Source organism: Brevibacterium sp. 50QC2O2, assembly GCF_024580675.1.
Lineage (GTDB): Bacteria > Actinomycetota > Actinomycetes > Actinomycetales > Brevibacteriaceae > Brevibacterium > Brevibacterium moorei.
In genome coordinates, this window is the sequence record NZ_JANIJZ010000002.1 from 303,971 (window position 1) to 321,945 (window position 17,975).

The following is a 17,975-nucleotide window of genomic DNA, read 5'->3' on the forward strand; positions in this document are numbered from 1 at the left end:
TACGACTAGGAGTCTGACAGTGCGCGTGCACCTGGGAACCGATCATGCCGGTTTCGAATTCAAGGAAATCCTCAAGCAGCATCTGAGTGAAGCCGGCTTCGAGGTCGTGGACCACGGAGCGCTGGAATACGATGCGCTCGACGACTACCCGTCCTTCTGCATCGCAGCGGCCGAGGCGACGGTCGCCGACCGCGCGGAGGGCCTCGACTCGCTCGGCGTGGTCGTCGGTGGTTCGGGCAATGGCGAGCAGATCTCGGCGAACAAGGTCAAGGGCGCCCGCTGCGCCCTGGCCTGGAACATCGACACAGCCCAGCTGGCCAGGCAGCACAACGATGCATGGATCGTGTCCATCGGCGCCCGGCAGCATCCGCAGGACGAGGCTCTGGCGATCGTCGACGCCTTCCTGGCCGAACCATTCTCCGGTGATGAACGTCACGCCCGCCGAATCGCGAAGATCGGCGCGTACGAAGAGAAGTGATGCGCTGAGCCGGGGTGACTGCCCCCGGCACACGAACAGGGCCCCGGAGTTCAACTCCGGGGCCCTGTTCATTCGGTCGGGACGACAGGATTTGAACCTGCGACATCCTGCTCCCAAAGCAGGCGCGCTACCAAGCTGCGCCACGTCCCGTGACCGTGATCGAGTATATGTCATCACCGGTGGGGCGCCTAATCCCCGGTTGGTGCGGTGCCGAATCCGGCTTATGGACCTACGCTGCGGGGGCCGTTTTGCGCATGGCCGGATCGTCCAGTAGAGTTGAGCTCGTCCTTCGGGGATGTAGCTCAATGGTAGAGCCTCAGTCTTCCAAACTGATTACGCGGGTTCGATTCCCGTCATCCCCTCCAGATTCGTCGAGGCCCCGTCATCAGCACCATGATGGCGGGGCCTTTGTCGTCGAATGCACCAGTGTTCCCTACCCGATGTGCAAAAGTCCGGCCGCGACAAGTAGAATCATTGACCGTGCCCTGTCGTGGTGTGTCCGCGGAGTCCTCGCGGGCGTGACGGCAGGTGAATATCCGAGCCAAACGGCTCACCCATGTCCGAAACGAAGAGGTAAACAGTGAAAAGCTCCGTCGAGCGGGTCGATGAGACCCGCGTCAAGCTCAGCATTGAAGCTCCCTACGCCGAACTCAAGCCGAGCATCGACGAGGCCTACAAGGAGATCGGCAAGCAGGTCAACGTTCCCGGTTTCCGCCGCGGCAAGGTGCCTGCGCGCATCATCGACCAGCGTGTGGGCCGTCCGGTCGTCCTGCAGGAGGCCGTGAACAACAGCCTCGACGACTTCTACCGCAAGGCCATCGACGAGCAGTCGCTCGAACCGCTGGGCACCCCCGAGGTCGACGTGACCGAGGTCCCCGGCCTCGACGGCACCGAATCCGGCGATCTGAAGTTCACGATCGACGTCGACGTCCGCCCTGAATTCGAACTGCCGGCCTATGACTCCATCGAGGTCACGGTCGACACCTTCGAGGTCACCGATGAGGACGTCGATGCCCAGCTGGACGAACTGCGTTCGCGTTTCGGCACTCTGAAGTCCGTCGAGCGTCCGGCCGCCAAGGACGATTTCGTCACCATCGACCTGGTCGCCTCGGTCAACGGCGAAGAGATCGACAACGCCTCAGACATCTCCTACCAGGTCGGCGCCGGTACCATGCTCGACGGCCAGGACGAGGCCCTGGAGGGCCTGTCCGCGGGTGAGGAGACCACCTTCGAGACCACGATCGCCGGTGGCGAGCACGCCGGCGAGACCGGCTCCGTGAAGCTGAAGCTGACCGCGGTCAAGGAACGCGAACTGCCGGAGGCCGACGACGACTTCGCCCAGCTGGCCAGCGAATTCGACACGATCGCCGAACTGCGCGAGGACCTGAAGAAGCAGGCCGCGCAGCAGAAGGAACTGGACCAGGGGGTCGAAGCCCGCGACAAGGTCCTCGAGGCCCTGCTCGAGCAGCTGAACCTGCCCGTCCCGGCCCGCGTGGTCGAGGACGAGGTCAAGCGCCACCTCGAGGGCGAGGGCCGTGAGGACGACGAGGAGCACCGTACCGAGGTCACCGCCGACACCGAGAAGGCACTGCGCACGCAGTTCATCCTTGACAAGGTCGTGGCCGCGGAGAACGTCGAGGTCGGCCAGGGCGAGCTGATCGAATACATCATCTCCGCCTCGCAGCAGTACGGCATGAACCCCAACGACTTCGCACAGGCCATCGATTCGCAGGGCCAGATCCCCGCGATCATGGGCGAGGTCGCCCGTCGCAAGGGCCTGGCCGCTGTGTTGGCCGGTGCCGTGGTCAAGGACGGCGAGGGCAATGTCGTCGACATGACCGCCTTCACGACTCCCGGCGGCCTGGCCGCCCAGGAAGCCGCAGAGGCCGAAGACGACGCCGCCGAGGCCGAAGCAGCGGAAGCCGCTGAGTCCAAGGACGCCTGAGTTCTGCGACGCCGGACCAATGGTCCGGTGACCAGGGGCGGGGCCCTCCGATTACCGGAGGAGCCCCGCCTCTGGCGTATCCGGCCCCGCCCGGTTCTCAAGCTGCCAGCGAACACCGGCGGTTGTGGGACTAAAACGGGGGATGGTCCGGTTAGAGTTCCAAGAAAGCAACGATCAACCCACAGGAGACAAGCGTGGCAGGAAAAGACCTCGACTCCCGCCCCGTGGCCGCCGGCAACGGCGGTGGCATGGGCCTGGACGATCACATCTTCAACCGGTTGCTGAAGGAACGCATCATCTGGCTGGGAGAGGACGTGCGTGACGACAATGCGAACGTCATCTGCGCTCAGCTGATGCTGCTGGCGGCCGAGGACCCGGACAAGGACATCTGGCTCTACATCAATTCCCCCGGAGGTTCCGTGACCGCCGGCATGGCGATCTACGACACGATGCAGTACATCAAGCCCGATGTCGGCACCGTGGCGATGGGTATGGCCGCTTCGATGGGACAGTTCCTGCTGTCCTCGGGGTCCAAGGGCAAGCGCTTCGCCCTGCCCCACACCCGGGTGCTCATGCACCAGCCCCTGGGCGGGATCGGCGGCACGGCCACGGACATCAAGATCCAGGCCGAACTGATCCTGAAGATGAAGCAGGAGATGGCGGAGCTGACAGCACAGCAGACTGGCAAGTCGCTGGAGCAGATCCTCAAGGACAACGACCGCGACCACTGGTTCACCGCGGCCGAGGCCCTGGAGTACGGCTTCATCGACAAGGTCGTCACGAGCGCCGACGAGCTGGGCTCCCAGGCCTGATCAGGAAGGACACCATGACCATCATCAATCCGCTGTCCACGGCGGGCAACCTGACGCCGATGGCTGCCGGTCCCGCGATGCCCAGTGCCCGTTACGTCATGCCGCAGTTCGAGGAGCGCACTCCTTACGGCTTCAAGCGCACGGACCCCTACACCAAGCTGTTCGAGGACCGCGTCATCTTCCTGGGTGTCCAGGTCGACGACACCTCCGCCGATGACATCATGGCGCAGCTGCTGGTCCTGGAATCGCAGGACCCGGATCGCGACATCACCCTGTACATCAACTCGCCGGGTGGTTCCTTCACCGCGCTGACGGCGATCTACGACACGATGCAGTATGTCAAGCCGCAGATCCAGACGGTGTGCCTGGGCCAGGCGGCCAGTGCAGCGGCCGTGCTGCTGGCAGCCGGGGCGCCGGGCAAGCGCCTGGCACTGCCGAACGCCCGCGTGCTCATCCACCAGCCCGCGATGCAGGGCCAGGGCCAGGGCCAGGCCTCCGACCTGGAGATCCAGGCCGCCGAGGTCCTGCGCATGCGCACCTGGTTGGAGGAGACCCTGTCGAGTCACTCCAATAAGACGCCCGAGCAGGTCTCGAACGACATCGAACGCGATCTGTTCCTGACCGCCGCTCAGGCCAAGGACTACGGCCTGGTCGACGAGGTGCTGGCCTCGCGCAAGGCGCAGTGATCCTCTACGCGCGCGGCCGGGGCATTGCGTGAGATCGTAGTGCCCTTGCGGCGGGCGCGGTAGTTAGGCCGTGAGATGACGGGCGGGTTAGAGTGGTTACGCGAGTAATCGGGCTGACCCGCCCGTCGTGTTTCGAATACGATGAGTGGGCGTGTCAGACGCCCCGGCTATGATGAGCACGACATGCAGATCCGGAACCTCATCAAGAAAGGTAGACACTGTGGCACGCAGTTCTGAGAGCGCAGACCTCCTCAAATGCAACTTCTGTGGGAAGTCGCAGAAGCAGGTCCGCAAACTCATCGCCGGCCCAGGCGTATACATCTGTGATGAGTGCATCGGGCTGTGCAACGAGATCATCGAAGAGGAACTCAACCAGGTCGCAAGCGAAGAGGTAGCGGATTTCACCCTGCCCAAACCCGCGGAGATCTACGACTTCCTCGACGAATACGTCATCGGCCAGGACGCCGCCAAGCGGGCCCTGTCCGTAGCGGTCTACAACCACTACAAGCGGATTCGGGCGCATAAGGACCGGGTGGACGACAGTGAGGTGGAGATCGCCAAGTCGAATATCCTCATGGTCGGTCCTACGGGTTCTGGCAAGACCTATCTGGCCCAGACACTTGCCAAACGCCTCAACGTCCCCTTTGCGGTGGCGGATGCGACTGCATTGACGGAGGCGGGCTATGTCGGTGAAGACGTGGAGAATATCCTCCTCAAGCTCATCCAGGCCGCGGACTTCGACGTGGAGCGCGCGCAGACAGGCATCATCTACATCGACGAGATCGACAAGATCGCCCGCAAATCGGAGAACCCCTCGATTACCAGGGACGTGTCGGGCGAGGGCGTCCAACAGGCCCTGCTGAAGATCTTGGAGGGCACGCAGGCCTCGGTCCCGCCGCAGGGCGGCCGTAAACACCCGCATCAGGAGTTCATCCAGATCGATACGACGAACGTCCTGTTCATCGTGGCCGGCGCCTTCGCCGGTTTGGAGGAGATCATCGCCTCCCGCAAGGGCAAGCACGGGATCGGCTTCGGAGCGCTCATCGCCTCCAAGCAGGATACCGACGACGTCTATTCGGAAGTTCTGCCAGAAGACCTCCACAAGTTCGGTCTGATCCCCGAATTCATCGGCCGTCTCCCAGTGCTGGCCACGGTCAGTGATCTGGATCGGGAAGCGCTGATCGAAATCCTCACCCAACCCCGCAATGCTCTGACCAAGCAGTATCAGAAGATGTTCGACATCGATGGGGTGAACCTGGAATTCGCCGACGACGCCCTGGAGGCGATTGCGGACCAGGCGCTGCTGCGCGGGACGGGCGCCCGTGGCCTGCGGTCCATCATGGAAGAGGTGCTCCAGCCGGTCATGTTCGAGATCCCCAGTCGGGACGACGTCGAGCGGGTGGTGATCACCAGGGAGGTCGTGGAGAACAACGTGGCACCCACCCTGGTGCCCAAGACCTCTGCCAGGGGCATCACTCAGCGGCGGCGCAAAAGCGCCTGAACACTCAGGCAGGAGGGCCCCGGAGTCCGGGGCCCGAGCCTCGGCCACCGTGCCCTCGCTTTCAAGTGAAAGGGCCGGGCCCGTACAGTCGGTGACTGTACGGGCCCGGCCCTTTTCGGACGTTGAAGCCTAGTCCGCAGTGGCGAACTCAACCTCGTCGAGCACCGGCTCGGCGGCCTCAGCGGACACCAGGGTCCAGGCGTCCACCCGGCCCGCAGCCTGGATGTCACCGGCAGCGGACTCGACCAACGGCAGGTCAGCAGCCGCCAGGGTCAGGCGCGCGGAGGCGATGCGGGTCTTCTGCGAGGCCTTGGCCTCGGTCTTCTTCCCGCGGATCGACCCGAGCACCTGGCCGGCCAGTGTGATGACGCGCGGATCGCCCTGGATGCCGGACAGCTCGTCAGCCTGCGGCCATGCGGCACGGTGGACCGAACCGGACTGCCACCACGACCACACCTCTTCGGTGACGAACGGCATGAACGGGGCGAACAGGCGCAGCAGCGTGTGCAGTGCCGTGGCCAGGGTGACGTGCGCTGACAGCTGGCCGGCCTCGCCCTGGGCTCCATAGGAACGGTCCTTGACCAGTTCGACGTAGTCGTCGGCGAAGTCCCAGAAGAACGACTCGCTCACACGCAGGGCATGGGCGTAGTCGTAATCGGCGAAGTGCTTGCCCGCGGACTCGACGGTCGCGGCCAGCTTGGCCAGCAGCGCACGGTCGATCTCGTGCGTGACGGAGTCGAACTGGCCGACCAGTCCGCCGTGCACGCCCTGGGCCAGCGCGAACTTGGAGGCGTTGAGCAGCTTCATCGCCAGACGGCGGCCGATCTGCATCTGCGAGACGTCGTAGGCCGTGTCGGCGCCCAGACGGGCCGAGGCAGCCCAGTAGCGCACCGCGTCGGGGCCGAAGCCCGGCTTGTGCTCGGCCAGGATGTCACTGGGCACGACCACATTGCCCTTGGACTTCGACATCTTCTTCCGGTCCGGATCCAGGATCCATCCCGACAGCGCCGTGTCGGTCCACGGCAGGGAGCCGTTGAGCGAATTCGCACGGACGACGGTGGAGAACAACCAGGTGCGGATGATGTCGTGGCCTTGCGGGCGCAGATCCATCGGGAAGACCTTGTTGAACAGGTCCTCATCCCGGCTCCAGCCGCCCACGATCTGCGGGGTCAGCGAGGACGTCGCCCAGGTGTCGAGCACATCGGGGTCTCCGGTGAAGCCACCGGGCTGATCCCGCTGGGACTCATCGAATCCGGCGGGCGCCTGCGCCGCGGGGTCGACCGGCAGCTGCGCATCGTCCGGGACGATCGGATTGTCGTAGTCGGGTTCGCCGGAGGCGTCCAGGCGGTACCACAGGGGGATCGGCACGCCGAAGTAGCGCTGGCGGGAGACCAGCCAGTCCCCGTTGAGGCCCTCCACCCAGTTCTCGTAGCGCGACTGCATGAACGCGGGGTGCCAGGTCAGCTCACGGCCGCGGGCCAGCAGCTGTTCGCGGATCTCGGCGGAGCGCCCGCCATTGCGCAGGTACCACTGGCGGCTGGTGACGACCTCCAGCGGCTTATCGCCCTTCTCGTAGAAGGGCACCGGGTGCTTGATGGGCTCCGGCTCTGCCAGCAGATCGCCGGATTCGCGCAGCAGATCCACGATCGCGGCCTTGGCCGAGAAGCTCGTCTTGCCGGCCAGCTGCTGGTACTGCTCGTTAGCGTCGGCCTTGGGGGAGTCCGTGATCCACTCCGGGGTGTCGCGGGCCAGCCGGCCGTCGCGGGTGATGACCGCACGCGTCGGCAGATCCAGTTCGCGCCACCAGGTGACGTCGGTCAGGTCGCCGAAGGTACAGACCATCGCGATGCCGGTGCCCTTGTCCATCTTCGCCAGCTGATGGGCGCGCACGTCGATCGCGACGCCGAACAGCGGGGAGACGACCCGACGTCCGAACAGCGGCTGATAGCGCTCATCGTCCGGGTGGGCGACGAGGGCGACCACTGCCGGGATGAGCTCGGGCCGGGTCGTCATGATGACGACCGGTTCGGCCGAGGTGTCGGCCAGGCCGTTGGCGCCCTCGGGGTAGAAGGCGATCCGGTGGTAGGCGCCGTCGCGTTCACGGTCTTCGAGTTCGGCCTGCGCGACGGCTGTGCCGAAGGTGACGTCCCACATCGTGGGGGCGTCCTGCGAGTAGGCGTGGCCGGCTGCCAGGTCGGTCAAGAAGGCGCGCTGGGACACGGCACGCGAGGTGTCGTCGATCGTCCGGTAGGTGTACTTCCAGTCCACCGACAGGCCGACGGAGCGGAACAGGTCCTCGAAGACCTTTTCATCGTCAGTGGCCAGGCGCTCGCACAGTTCGATGAAGTTCTGGCGGGAGACCGGGACGAAATCGCGGGCGTTCCTGGGCGCCTTGGCCGGCGGCTGGAAGTCCGGGTCGTAGGGCAGCGAGGGCACGCACTTGACGCCGAAGTAGTTCTGCACGCGGCGTTCGGTGGGCAGGCCGTTGTCGTCCCAGCCCAGGGGGTAGAAGACGTTCTTTCCGTTCATGCGCTGGTAGCGCGCGATCACATCGGTCTGGGTGTAGGAGAACACGTGGCCGACGTGCAGGGAGCCCGAAGCCGTGGGCGGGGGAGTGTCGATCGCGTAGACCGCCTCCCGCGTGGTTTCGCGGTCGAAGGCGTAGACCTGGTCCTCACCCCATTTCCGGTCCCATTTGTCCTTGAGGCCCTCGAGGGCCGGTTTGTCCGGAAGATGCACCGAGTCATGTGTGCTGGGGGTGTAGTCCATGGGCCGATTTTCTCACCAAAAAGCGACTCCGGCCAATCCTACCGGCGTGCACCCGGTCGGAGACGGTAGGGGAACCAGTAGGGTGGGACGAGAATCACAGACCCGGCGGTGCGAATGCGAGCGCCACCGGCCGGACCGAAACACTACGGAGAGGGGACTCACAGATGACGGAGCAGATCCACGGACAGCAGACCACGGGCCAGGACGCCGGCGCCGAGCGCGGTGCCGAGACCCTGCGCGCGGTGGTCACCGGCGCCAGCTCGGGGATGGGCGCGGCAACGGTGCGCCGGCTGTGCGCACTGGGCTGGGACGTATTCGCCGTGGCCCGGCGCGCCGACCGCCTGGCGGAACTGGCCGCTGAGACCGGCTGCCATCCGATCACCGCCGATGTCACCAGTGACGAGGACATGGCCCGGATGGCAGCGGAGGTCACGGCAGCCGGACCGGTGAATTCCCTGGTGGCCAATGCCGGCGCGGCCTTCGGCCAGGACGACATCATCGATGCGAACCTGGACGACTGGCAGCGGATGCTCGACCTGAACGTGATGGGCACCGTCCGCACCGTCAAGGCGCTGCTGCCTGCCCTGATCGAATCCGGCCGCGGGGACATCGTCGTCATGTCCTCGACCGCCGGCCTGATCGTCTACGAAGGCGGCGGTGGATACACCGCCGCCAAGCACGGCACCACTGCGATCGCCGAAACCCTGCGCTTGGAGCTGGCGGGCAAACCCGTGCGCGTCATCGAGATCGACCCGGGGATGGTTGCGACTGAGGAGTTCTCCGCCAAGCGCCTGGGCTCGCAGGAGGCCGCGGACAAGGTGTATGCGGGGGTGGAGAAGCCGTTGACCTCCGATGACTGCGCCGATGCGATCGTCTACACGCTGACCCGGCCGCACCACTTCAACGTCGACCGCATGGTGATCCGTCCGATCGCCCAGGCCGCCCAGCACAAGGTCGCCCGCAACCAGGGGTTGTAAGCGACGAGGGATGGGTAGGACTTGGGCCTTCAACCCTCCACGTCCGCCTGGAGGACGACAACCGCGACCCGCACGCGGTTGTCGACTCCAAGCTTTTCGAAAATATGGGTGACGTGAGTCTTCGTGGTGGCCAGAGAGATGAACAGCCGTTTCTGAATTTCGGCATTCGACAGACCCTCGGCGATGAGCCTGGCGATTTCCAACTCGCGCTCGCTCAGAGTTGCGAGTTTCATCTCCGAGATTGAATGGACCGTCGACTGTGTTGTTTGCTGCTGCGCGGGCTGGTCGGGTGGCGTAGTTCGGACCAGCCGCCGGAGCACGCCCGCATCTAACGGCGCATTTCCCTCATCGGCCGATGTGACGGCGGCGATGAGGCGGGCTGGCGGCGATGCCTTGAGAAGAAAGCCTGTCGCGCCGGCCGCGATTGCCTCGATGACGTAGTTCTCAGTGTCGAACGCGGTGAGGACCAGGACCGCGGGGCCATCCGGGCTATCTGTGTGGGTGGCGCCGCTGCGGATCTGCCGGGCGGCGGTGATCCCGTCCATAACCGGCATGCGGATGTCCATGAGGATGACATCGGGGCGCAGTGTCTGGGCGAGTTCGACTGCCTCGGCACCATTGGTGGCCTGGCCGACGACGTCGATGAGTGGACTGCTGCTCAGCACCAGCGTGATTCCGGTGCGGATCAGCTCTTCGTCGTCGACGACCAATACGCGCGTGCTCAAAGCGTCACCTCCAGGGGAAGCCTGGCTTTCAAGGCGAAATATGGGTGGCCGGGTGTGGGCCCGGTAGTTATGAGCCGGCCTCCTAGTAGCATGGCTCGTTCGTGTAGTCCGACCAGTCCGTAACCACGCCGTGTGCCTTCGGCGGCTCCGGCCGCGGCTTCACCTGCGGCGGGTGCACGGTTAGAAATTTTCAGTGTGATCGCGCGGCGTGTCCTGCCCACAGCGATGGATACCTCCTGGCCGGGCGCATGCTTGCGCGCGTTGGTCAGCGATTCCTGGACGATGCGGCAGGCCGTCTGTGCGACTACCACCGGCAGGCTGGCCAACAGGCGGTCGAAGTCCTCGTCGCTGAGGTTGCAGGCAACGCGTTGGCCGCTGACTCTGGCCTGGCTCAGGTATTCGGACACGAGTGTCAATGCTGCCGGGCCGGGCATGCCCGAGTCCTCACGCAGGACCGTCAGCACAGTGTGTAAGTCGTCCACGGCCTGACGCGCGGTCGAGCCGATCAGAGCTGACTCCTGCCGGATGAGGCTCGGGGCGGCTTGGGGACTGACCTCCAGAACGCCTGCATGAACGCTGATGAGGCTCAGACGATGGGCGATGGAATCGTGCAGCTCACGCGCGATTCGCGCACGCTCGACCCGTCGGGCCTTTTCAGCCAGTCGTGCGGCTTGTTCCCGGTTGAGAGAGGCAAGGCGCTGCACACTTTGGCGCGTATTGCGCCGCCGGGCCGATAGTAATCCGGCCGCGCACAATACGATCGCGAATCCCATGTTGACTGCGGCAAGTGACACGGGGGAAGCGCCATTGGCCGTTCCGGTCAGGACCGGCCACGCGACACCCCCGGCGGCCAGCACCACAGTACCCACCGTGGCCGTGGGCGTGCGCCCGCGGGAGTATGCGGTGAGCAGTGCGACGACCGCGCCGGGGAATGCCCAGGTGGACGCGATCGCCAACACGCTGACGAGGATGATGAAGACGGCACCCAGGCGATGGCGAATGTGGTCCAGGCAATACAGTGCAACGGGGAGCGCGATGAGGGCGAGCAGACCGGACCAGAAGTCCACAGCAGTCAGGGCTCCGATTCGCCGCTCGGCCGCCGGACTCAACCCTGCGGGGTCGCCGTCGGTAGCCAGATACACGTTCGTGATGAACAGGCAGAACCCGATGAGGAAACACGCCACCGTCGTCACGCTGATTCTGAGCCACCGTGAGTGCATACCTTCGATCATAAGCAGTCGTCAGGGGACGGACCTCGGCCATAAGTATGACCCGTGACGTGAGATGTGCCATGGACGAATGGGCCGGGCGGCCGATGTTGTTATGGCGCAGACGGTGTGGAGTGGTAGGCATGAACGCTCGAACACAGACGGCCTATCATCGAATAGCACACGACCAACCCAACTACCGCTGGTGGCGCCCACTCGTGGCCCTGGCAACTGCGGTCGGCTTGTACTTCGGCATGGGAGTTGCCCTGCTGGTCGTCATTCTTCTCGGAATGGTCGGTTGGGAGCTGCTGTGCCAGACTTCGCTGGCCGGTTCGCTTACGGAGTTCGCCAGCGCCGTCGGCATCGATTTCGGCGCAGACTCGGACCTTGAAGACATGGGCAACCCGCTGACGCTGTTGCTCTTGTGTCTCTCGCTTTTCATGTTCTTGCCGTGTTGCCTCGTGGCCACCCGGATTGCCTGGCGGCGTCCGGCGGGACAACTGTCATCGGTGGCCGGCCGGCTGCGGTGGCGGCGGGTCTGGGTATCCTTATGCATCGCTGCGGCCGTCATTGTGCCGGTGCTTCTGGCCTATGCCTTGCTGGCCGGCCGGGGTCCACAGATCATGTTTGACGCGCACGCTGTCGTGTTGTTGGTTGTGATCATCGTGCTGGTTCCCCTCCAGGCCGCGGCGGAGGAATACCTGTTTCGCGGTTTCTTAGCCCAGATCATCGGCTCCTGGCTGCGGCACCCGGCTTGGGCGATTCTGTTGCCGGTACCCATTTTCGTGCTGGGCCATACCTATGATTGGACCGGCCTGGTCGACGTGGCCGTATTCGCCGTTGTGACCGGGGTACTGGCCTATCGGACCGGAGGGATTGAAGCGGGAATCGCCTTACATGTTGTGAACAACGTAACGATATTCGCCCTGGGTGCGGTAGGCCTTGCTGACATGAATGCGGAGTCGGAGTCACTCGTGGGCCTTGGCGTCTCGCTCATCGTGACCATCGGCGTTGGTCTGCTGCTGTTGCGAGTGGGTGGCCGTGCGGAGAAATACTCAGTTGCGGCGGGTCGATAGCCGGCCCGTGCGCTCCATCCAGATGTCGAAGGGCACCGTGAGGAACGGCAGCACGGACATGACCAGTCCCAGCGGCAATGCCCACCAGGTCCAGCGGAAGCGCACTGCCGCGGCCAGGCACGCCAGGACGAAGAGGATCCAGGCGATTCCGTGAATCCACCCGAACACCGTCACTCCCATCGGGCTGCCGGCCAGCGGATACTTCACGATGAGGGCGGTGATCATGCCCACCCAGGTGCAGGCTTCGATGATGGCGGCCGAACGGAACAGCAGTCGGAAGGCCGAACCGGCAGGTGCGATGGCGGTGGTGGGGGACGGGGTACTGGCGGACATGCGTCAATCCTCGGTAGGTCGTTCGATGGGTCTGCCGGGTCGACCCGGCAGTGCCGAGAAGGCAGGCATACCTACCCTATAGGACCGCCGCGCCGAGCCATCACAGACTTTCGACTCAGCGCGGCCGAATCGATCATTTGCGGCGGTTCGGCGAGAGGGCATCGGCCAGCCGGTGGAAGTCCGGGCTGGGATTGCCGAAGCGGTGCAGGGTCATGGAGATCGCCTGCTCACTCAGGTAGTACCTCAACTCCACCCGGCCGGATACCGTCGCGTCATCGGTGATCAGTGCGACCTCGGGACGGCCGGTAACGGCCTCGTACAGGCCGGGCTCGACCCTACCCAGCACGCGCACCCGGGCACCGACTGTGTCGTCATAGGTACCGGCCACGAGCGCCTTGGCGAACTCCTCGGCGCCCTGGAAACGAGCGGAGCCAAGCATGGCAGCGGCGGCCCGAGCGGCCTCGCCGGCCAGGCCTTCACCCTTGAGCAACTCGGCCGCCGCGGCGACCACCTCCTTGGCGGCCGGATCGGCAACGACGCCCACGGGTGCCCCTGCGACGCCGCCGGCATGCACCGACCGGGCCACAGCCGCGGCGCTCGCGTCCGCGCCCACCCGCAGCGTGACGGCACGCGGCACATAGCGGAACAGGTTGGCCTCCGACCTCAGACCCGTCGGGTCGTGGCCAACGCCGAACTCAGTTACCCACGCGTCGCAATCGGACGCTGCAGCCGCGGCCAGCCAGGAAGCGGTCTGGCCGGCCGAATCCTGCGCGCCGGACTCCCCATCGGCCCAGGACCCGAACAACATGAGGTAGTTCGGCCCGCCGGCCTTCGAACCCAGACCCACCGAGGACTTCTTCCAGCCGCCGAAGGGCTGGCGGCGCACGATCGCGCCGGTGATCCCGCGGTTGACGTACAGGTTGCCGGCCTGCACCCGGTCCAGCCAGGTGCCCACCTCGGAGGTGTCCAGCGAGTGGATACCGGCGGTCAGCCCGTAGTCCACCGCGTTCTGCAATTCGATCGCCTCATCCAGGCTGCGCGCATCCATGAGCCCCAGCACCGGGCCGAAGCACTCGGTGAGGTGGAAGAAGGACCCGGGCTTGACCCCGTCCTTGACACCGGGGGACCACAACCGGCCCGTGTCGTCGAGCTGTTTGGGCTCCACCAGCCAGGATTCGCCGGGCTCCAGCGCGGTCAGCGCGCGGCGCAACTTGTCCGACGGATCCTCCGTCAGCGGTCCCACAACGCTTCGCAGGTCCGCAGGGTAATCCACGACGAGTGACGACACTGCGTCCACCAGCTGCCGACGGAAGCGCTCGGACTTGTAGACCGGGCCCACCATGATGGCCAGTGAGGCCGCGGAACACTTCTGTCCGGCGTGCCCGAAAGCGGATGTCACCAGGTCCGCCACAGCCAGGTCGCGGTCGGCCGATGGAGTGACGATGAGCGCGTTCTTGCCGCTGGTCTCCGCATTGATGGCCAGTTCCGGGTTGAAGGAGCGGAACAGGGCTGCGGTGTCGCTGGCACCGGTCAGGATCACACGGTCCACGCCAGGGTGGGCCACCAGTGCCTGGCCGATCTCACCTTCGACCGGGGCCACCAGCTGCAGCACGTCGGTCGGCACGCCGGCCTGGTGCAGGCACTCGATGATGAGCGCCGAACACCGCGGTGTGGGCATGGACGGCTTGTGCACGGCCGCGGCACCCACTGCCAACGCCGCCACCGTTGACCCTGTCGGGATGGCCACAGGGAAGTTCCACGGGGGAGTCACCAGCACCAGCCGGTCGGGGGCGAAGGTCACGCCGTCGCGGGCCTGCAACTCCTCCAACTCCACCGCGCGGTGTGCGTAGTAGCGGATGAAGTCGATGGCCTCGGATACCTCCGGGTCGGCCTGCGCGGGAGTCTTCCCGGCCTCGGCGGCCATGACGGCCAAGAACTCGCCACGGCGCGCGCCGAACACCTCGGCGGCGCGCAGCAACACTTCGCCACGCCCACGGGCACCCAGAGCGGACCAATCGGCGGCGGCGGCGCGGCCCCGCCCGACGAGTTCGTCCACATCGGCCGAGGAGGCCAACGGCGTGGCGGTTGCACCCGCAGGAGCGAAGTCCTGAGCCGCCGAGGACGCGATCGCCTCAGCGGTCCACCTCTGGTTGGCGGGCAGGGATGGGTCCGTGTCCGGCTCGTTGACGAAGTCGGCCAGGCGCGATTCGACCTCCTGGGCCGACAGCTCGCGCGGCCCAGCAGCGGCCTCGGCAGAGCGATCCTGCTGGCGATTGGCCGGCGGTGCAGTCTCTCCATGCGCATCGAGCAGAGTGGCCAGATCGTCCACCGCGGAGCGGAACCGCGTACACTCGCGGTCGAACATCTCGTTGCCGTTGGCCAGTTCGAAGATCCCCGACATGAAGTTCTCGCTAGCCGAATTCTCTTCCAGTCTGCGCACCAGATAGGAGATCGCCACATCGAACTCCGCCGGCTTGACCGCCGGTACGTACAGCAGTAGCTGCCCAACGTCCTGGGAGACCACATCGGACTGTTCCCGCGCCATTCCCTGGAGCATCTCGAACTCCACCCGATCGGCCACCCCGCGAGCCAGGGACAGCTCATGGGCGAAGGCGATATCGAACAGATTGTGTCCTGCCACCCCGATCCGCAGGCCCGCCATCCGTTCACGGGTGAACAGCCAGTACAGCACCCGCTTGTAGTTCGCATCGGTTGCCTGCTTGGACGGATTCGTCGTCAGAGGCCAATCGTGTGTTTCAGCGGCGACCCGCTCCATTGCCAGGTTCGCCCCCTTGACCAGGCGGACCTTGATGCCGGCGCCGCCTGCGGCCACGCGTTTGGAGGCAAAGTCGCTGAGACGCTGCATCGCGCCCAGAGCGTCCGGTAGATAGGCCTGCAGCACGATGCCTGCTTCCAGCTGCTTGAGCTCCGGCTCGTCGAGCAGGCGGGTGAACACCGCGATGGTCAGTTCCAGGTCACGGTATTCCTCCATGTCCAGGTTGATGAACTTCTTGCCGGCGGGTGCGGCCGCTGCCTCGCGGTACAGGGGACGCAGGCGGTCCAGTACGTATTCGATGGTGTCGTCATAGGCCCACATGTTCAGCTGCGAGGCGATCGAGGAGACCTTGATCGAGACATAGTCGACATCCTCGCGTGCCACCAGCCGGTGTGTTTCGGCCAAATGATGATCGGCCTCGTCCTCGCCCAGGACGGCCTCGCCCAAGAGGTTGATATTGAGCCGGTGGCCCTGTTCGTGGATCTTCGCCAGCGCACGGCCCAACTGGCGCTCGCGGGCGTCGACGACCATGTGCTCGACCATTGAGCGCAGTCGGTTCCGGGCGATCGGCACGACCACATCGGGGGCGATCTCGGCCAGTGCGGCACCGGCCCTGATCTGCGCGCGGTCCAGCGCGGGCAGGGACGCCGGGGCCAGTGCGGCGACCTCTTTGAGTGCTCTGCCCGCCGCCCTGGAGTCCTCGGTGCGGATGACCCGGTCGACGAAGCCGACTGTGAAGTCGAGCCCGGTGGGGTCTTGGAGCACGGCGGCCAGGCGGGCGGCTGCAGGATCGGGCTGCGCCTGTGCAGAAGACATGCGCAGCCAACGGCGGACGCGGGCGATCGCAGCAGCGGACAGGTCCGCCAACGCCGTGGTCGGATCCGCGGGGGTGGTTTCAGTGGTATGGGTCATGTCCTCCAGTCTGGAATTGTCTGTTCCATCACGCCAGATATGCGGGCCCGCGACCGGGCATAATGAGTCGGAAGCAACGTTTTCGGGGGAGGAGGCCACGGGTGCGATTGGACACGATGCAGCGCGCGGCGCTGGTCGAGGCGGTGACCGGTGGCGCGGACGTGGCCGAGGTCGCCGCCGCCTTCGGCGTGTCGCCTCCGACCGTGCGGAGATGGGTGGCGCGCAGCCGGGACGGCGGGCCCCTGGCCGACGCGCCACGGGCTGGTCGTTCGGCCGAACGCGCGGAGATCCGGGCCCTGGTCATGGCCGAACTGGTGCGGGCGGGCTCCGGGCTGCTGGGGCCCGGGTATTCGACCAGGGCTCTGGCTCACCGCATCGGAGCCTCCCAATCCGCAGTCAGCCGGGCCATGCGGGACCTGGATCCCTGCCGAGTGCCCGTCTCCGCTGTGCCCGGCCGGGCCGTCCTCGCGCCGACCACTGCTCCTGCTGCTTCGTCGGTCCTGCAAGGGGCCGGTAAGAACAACGGCGGCTCCGGGGCCACGGCACTGGTCGGGGTCAGCGTGCGCGGACCACGCGTGGCGCTGGCCTTCGAGCCCCTGGCCGAGGCCCCGGATTCCGCTGCGCACCTGGCCCGAATGCGAAGCGGGCTGGGCGCCGTATTGCTGCACCGGGGCGCGCCGTGGGTGGAGGTCGTGGCCTGGGCCGGGGAACTGGGACGATGCGGGCATATTCCGGCCGCCCTGTTCAACTCCGTGGCCCGCGGCAGCAGGTCGACGCGCGGCGTCTTCGTCTGGCGGGCCGACTCGGTGGAACCGGCCTCGGCGGCACCCACCACTTCCGGAGTCGCTATTTCAGACTCAGAAGGTGTGGCCGGACAGCCCCGGACCCAGGTCCTGGTGCGAGCCCTGGAACGCGAGATCCGCGACGCCGGGCTGGAGGCCGGGGACCTGATCGGCAGGTCCCGGCTCCGGTCGCTGACGGGGCTGGGTCGGGCGGAGCTGGCCGCGGCGATCACTGAACTGGGCGCCGAATCCATCGTGCGGGAGACCGCGGCCGGAGTCCGCCTGCCCGCCGTCACCTCGGCGGAGGTGCTTGACCTTTATGCGGCCCGCCGCGAACTGGGTGCAGTACTGCTGCGTGCCCTGGCCGCCGGTCTGCACACCGGGTCGCGGTCGGTCGCCGAGCAGGGGCGGAGCCTGGCAGTGCTGGAAGCGGAGCTGGGTCGGGTGAGGCATCTGGCGCTGTCCCGGCCGGACCATGTGGCCGGTGCAGATCTGGCCTTTCAATCCGCCTGTGCCCGGGCCGCGGGTTTGGGCCACACCGGAGCGGCCTTCGCGGCCATCAGCCTGCGGCTGCACGTGTTCATCGCGATCCTGAAGATGAACTATGCGGCGGCGGCCGCACGCATCGCATACGACGACACCCGGATACTGACCGCGCTGCGCGCCGGCGACCCGGCCGCGGCCGTCGCCGCCTGGCGGGCGAAGATCGACAATGCGGTCAGGCACATGTCGGGCACGGCGCAGGCCAGACGTTTCGACGCCGGCCGCTGGGAGGAACTGCTGGGTGATTGAGACGGGTACTTGAATGAGTGGAGTAGAGTAGGAGTGCAGTGATCCGGCCATCACCGGGGAGCATTCGGAAGAACGGTGGGCGGATCCCGGGCGGGTCGATGACTCGAATGAGCCGCCTGCCCAGTAGAACCGGACGGGTGGGCCCGTGACAGCCTGTTGAGCGATCCGTGCGCGTGCCCCATGGGGTCCGGGGGCGGATAAGC

At 66.0% G+C, this 17,975-nt stretch carries 13 protein-coding genes and 2 tRNA genes; 9 read left to right on the top strand and 6 right to left on the bottom strand.

Annotation, left to right across the window (positions count from 1 at the left end; all coding sequences use genetic code 11):
• Window positions 1-19 precede the first annotated feature (19 nt).
• Window positions 20-478, top strand: coding sequence for a ribose-5-phosphate isomerase (locus NQ038_RS02865; RefSeq protein WP_257047279.1), 459 nt, complete (start codon window positions 20-22; stop codon window positions 476-478).
• 76 nt (window positions 479-554) lie between these two features.
• Here NQ038_RS02865 and NQ038_RS02870 read toward each other — a convergent pair.
• A tRNA-Pro gene (locus tag NQ038_RS02870) sits at window positions 555-628 on the bottom strand.
• Window positions 629-769: 141 nt separating this feature from the next.
• Between NQ038_RS02870 and NQ038_RS02875 the strand changes: the two genes are divergently transcribed.
• From NQ038_RS02875 to clpX, 5 genes are all read left to right on the top strand, one after another.
• A tRNA-Gly gene (locus NQ038_RS02875) sits at window positions 770-843 on the top strand.
• 215 nt (window positions 844-1,058) lie between these two features.
• Complete coding sequence (gene tig, locus NQ038_RS02880; protein WP_257047280.1) at window positions 1,059-2,423, top strand: trigger factor; 1,365 nt, start codon at window positions 1,059-1,061, stop codon at window positions 2,421-2,423.
• 248 nt (window positions 2,424-2,671) lie between these two features.
• Complete coding sequence (locus tag NQ038_RS02885; RefSeq protein WP_257047333.1) at window positions 2,672-3,235, top strand: ATP-dependent Clp protease proteolytic subunit; 564 nt, start codon at window positions 2,672-2,674, stop codon at window positions 3,233-3,235.
• Between the two features lie 59 nt (window positions 3,236-3,294).
• Window positions 3,295-3,921 (top strand): ATP-dependent Clp protease proteolytic subunit, encoded by a 627-nt coding sequence (locus NQ038_RS02890; RefSeq protein WP_257047334.1) that lies wholly within the window; start codon window positions 3,295-3,297, stop codon window positions 3,919-3,921.
• A gap of 220 nt (window positions 3,922-4,141) precedes the next feature.
• The gene (clpX, locus tag NQ038_RS02895) at window positions 4,142-5,422 is read left to right on the top strand and encodes an ATP-dependent Clp protease ATP-binding subunit ClpX (protein ID WP_257047281.1); all 1,281 of its coding nucleotides are present in this window, start codon (window positions 4,142-4,144) and stop codon (window positions 5,420-5,422) included.
• Window positions 5,423-5,551: 129 nt separating this feature from the next.
• Here clpX and valS read toward each other — a convergent pair whose 3' ends face one another.
• The gene (gene valS / locus NQ038_RS02900; RefSeq protein WP_257061835.1) at window positions 5,552-8,191 is read right to left on the bottom strand and encodes a valine--tRNA ligase; all 2,640 of its coding nucleotides are present in this window, start codon (window positions 8,189-8,191) and stop codon (window positions 5,552-5,554) included.
• A 164-nt stretch (window positions 8,192-8,355) separates the two neighbouring features.
• On the opposite strand from valS, the gene NQ038_RS02905 reads away from it, so the two are divergent.
• Window positions 8,356-9,168, top strand: coding sequence for an SDR family oxidoreductase (locus NQ038_RS02905; protein ID WP_257047283.1), 813 nt, complete (start codon window positions 8,356-8,358; stop codon window positions 9,166-9,168).
• A 29-nt stretch (window positions 9,169-9,197) separates the two neighbouring features.
• Here the strand turns inward: NQ038_RS02905 and NQ038_RS02910 are convergent, their stop codons facing one another.
• Both NQ038_RS02910 and NQ038_RS02915 read right to left on the bottom strand, forming a co-directional pair.
• Complete coding sequence (locus tag NQ038_RS02910; protein WP_257047284.1) at window positions 9,198-9,893, bottom strand: response regulator transcription factor; 696 nt, start codon at window positions 9,891-9,893, stop codon at window positions 9,198-9,200.
• Complete coding sequence (locus NQ038_RS02915; RefSeq protein ID WP_257047285.1) at window positions 9,890-11,086, bottom strand: histidine kinase; 1,197 nt, start codon at window positions 11,084-11,086, stop codon at window positions 9,890-9,892. The genes NQ038_RS02910 and NQ038_RS02915 overlap by 4 nt, the downstream gene beginning before the upstream one ends.
• A 158-nt stretch (window positions 11,087-11,244) precedes the next feature.
• Here NQ038_RS02915 and NQ038_RS02920 point away from each other — a divergent pair, with 158 nt between their 5' ends.
• The gene (locus tag NQ038_RS02920) at window positions 11,245-12,177 is read left to right on the top strand and encodes a CPBP family intramembrane glutamic endopeptidase (RefSeq protein ID WP_257047286.1); all 933 of its coding nucleotides are present in this window, start codon (window positions 11,245-11,247) and stop codon (window positions 12,175-12,177) included.
• On the opposite strand, the gene NQ038_RS02925 is transcribed toward NQ038_RS02920, so the two are convergent.
• On the bottom strand, window positions 12,157-12,510 hold the full coding sequence (locus NQ038_RS02925) for a DUF3817 domain-containing protein (protein ID WP_257047287.1): 354 nt from the start codon (window positions 12,508-12,510) through the stop codon (window positions 12,157-12,159). The genes NQ038_RS02920 and NQ038_RS02925 overlap by 21 nt on opposite strands.
• Before the next feature lie 133 nt (window positions 12,511-12,643).
• Window positions 12,644-16,198 (bottom strand): bifunctional proline dehydrogenase/L-glutamate gamma-semialdehyde dehydrogenase, encoded by a 3,555-nt coding sequence (locus tag NQ038_RS02930; RefSeq protein ID WP_257047288.1) that lies wholly within the window; start codon window positions 16,196-16,198, stop codon window positions 12,644-12,646.
• A 101-nt stretch (window positions 16,199-16,299) separates the two neighbouring features.
• Here NQ038_RS02930 and NQ038_RS02935 point away from each other — a divergent pair, with 101 nt between their 5' ends.
• Entirely contained in the window at window positions 16,300-17,772 is a 1,473-nt protein-coding gene (locus NQ038_RS02935; RefSeq protein ID WP_257047289.1) for a helix-turn-helix domain-containing protein, read from the top strand.
• Window positions 17,773-17,975: the final 203 nt, after the last annotated feature.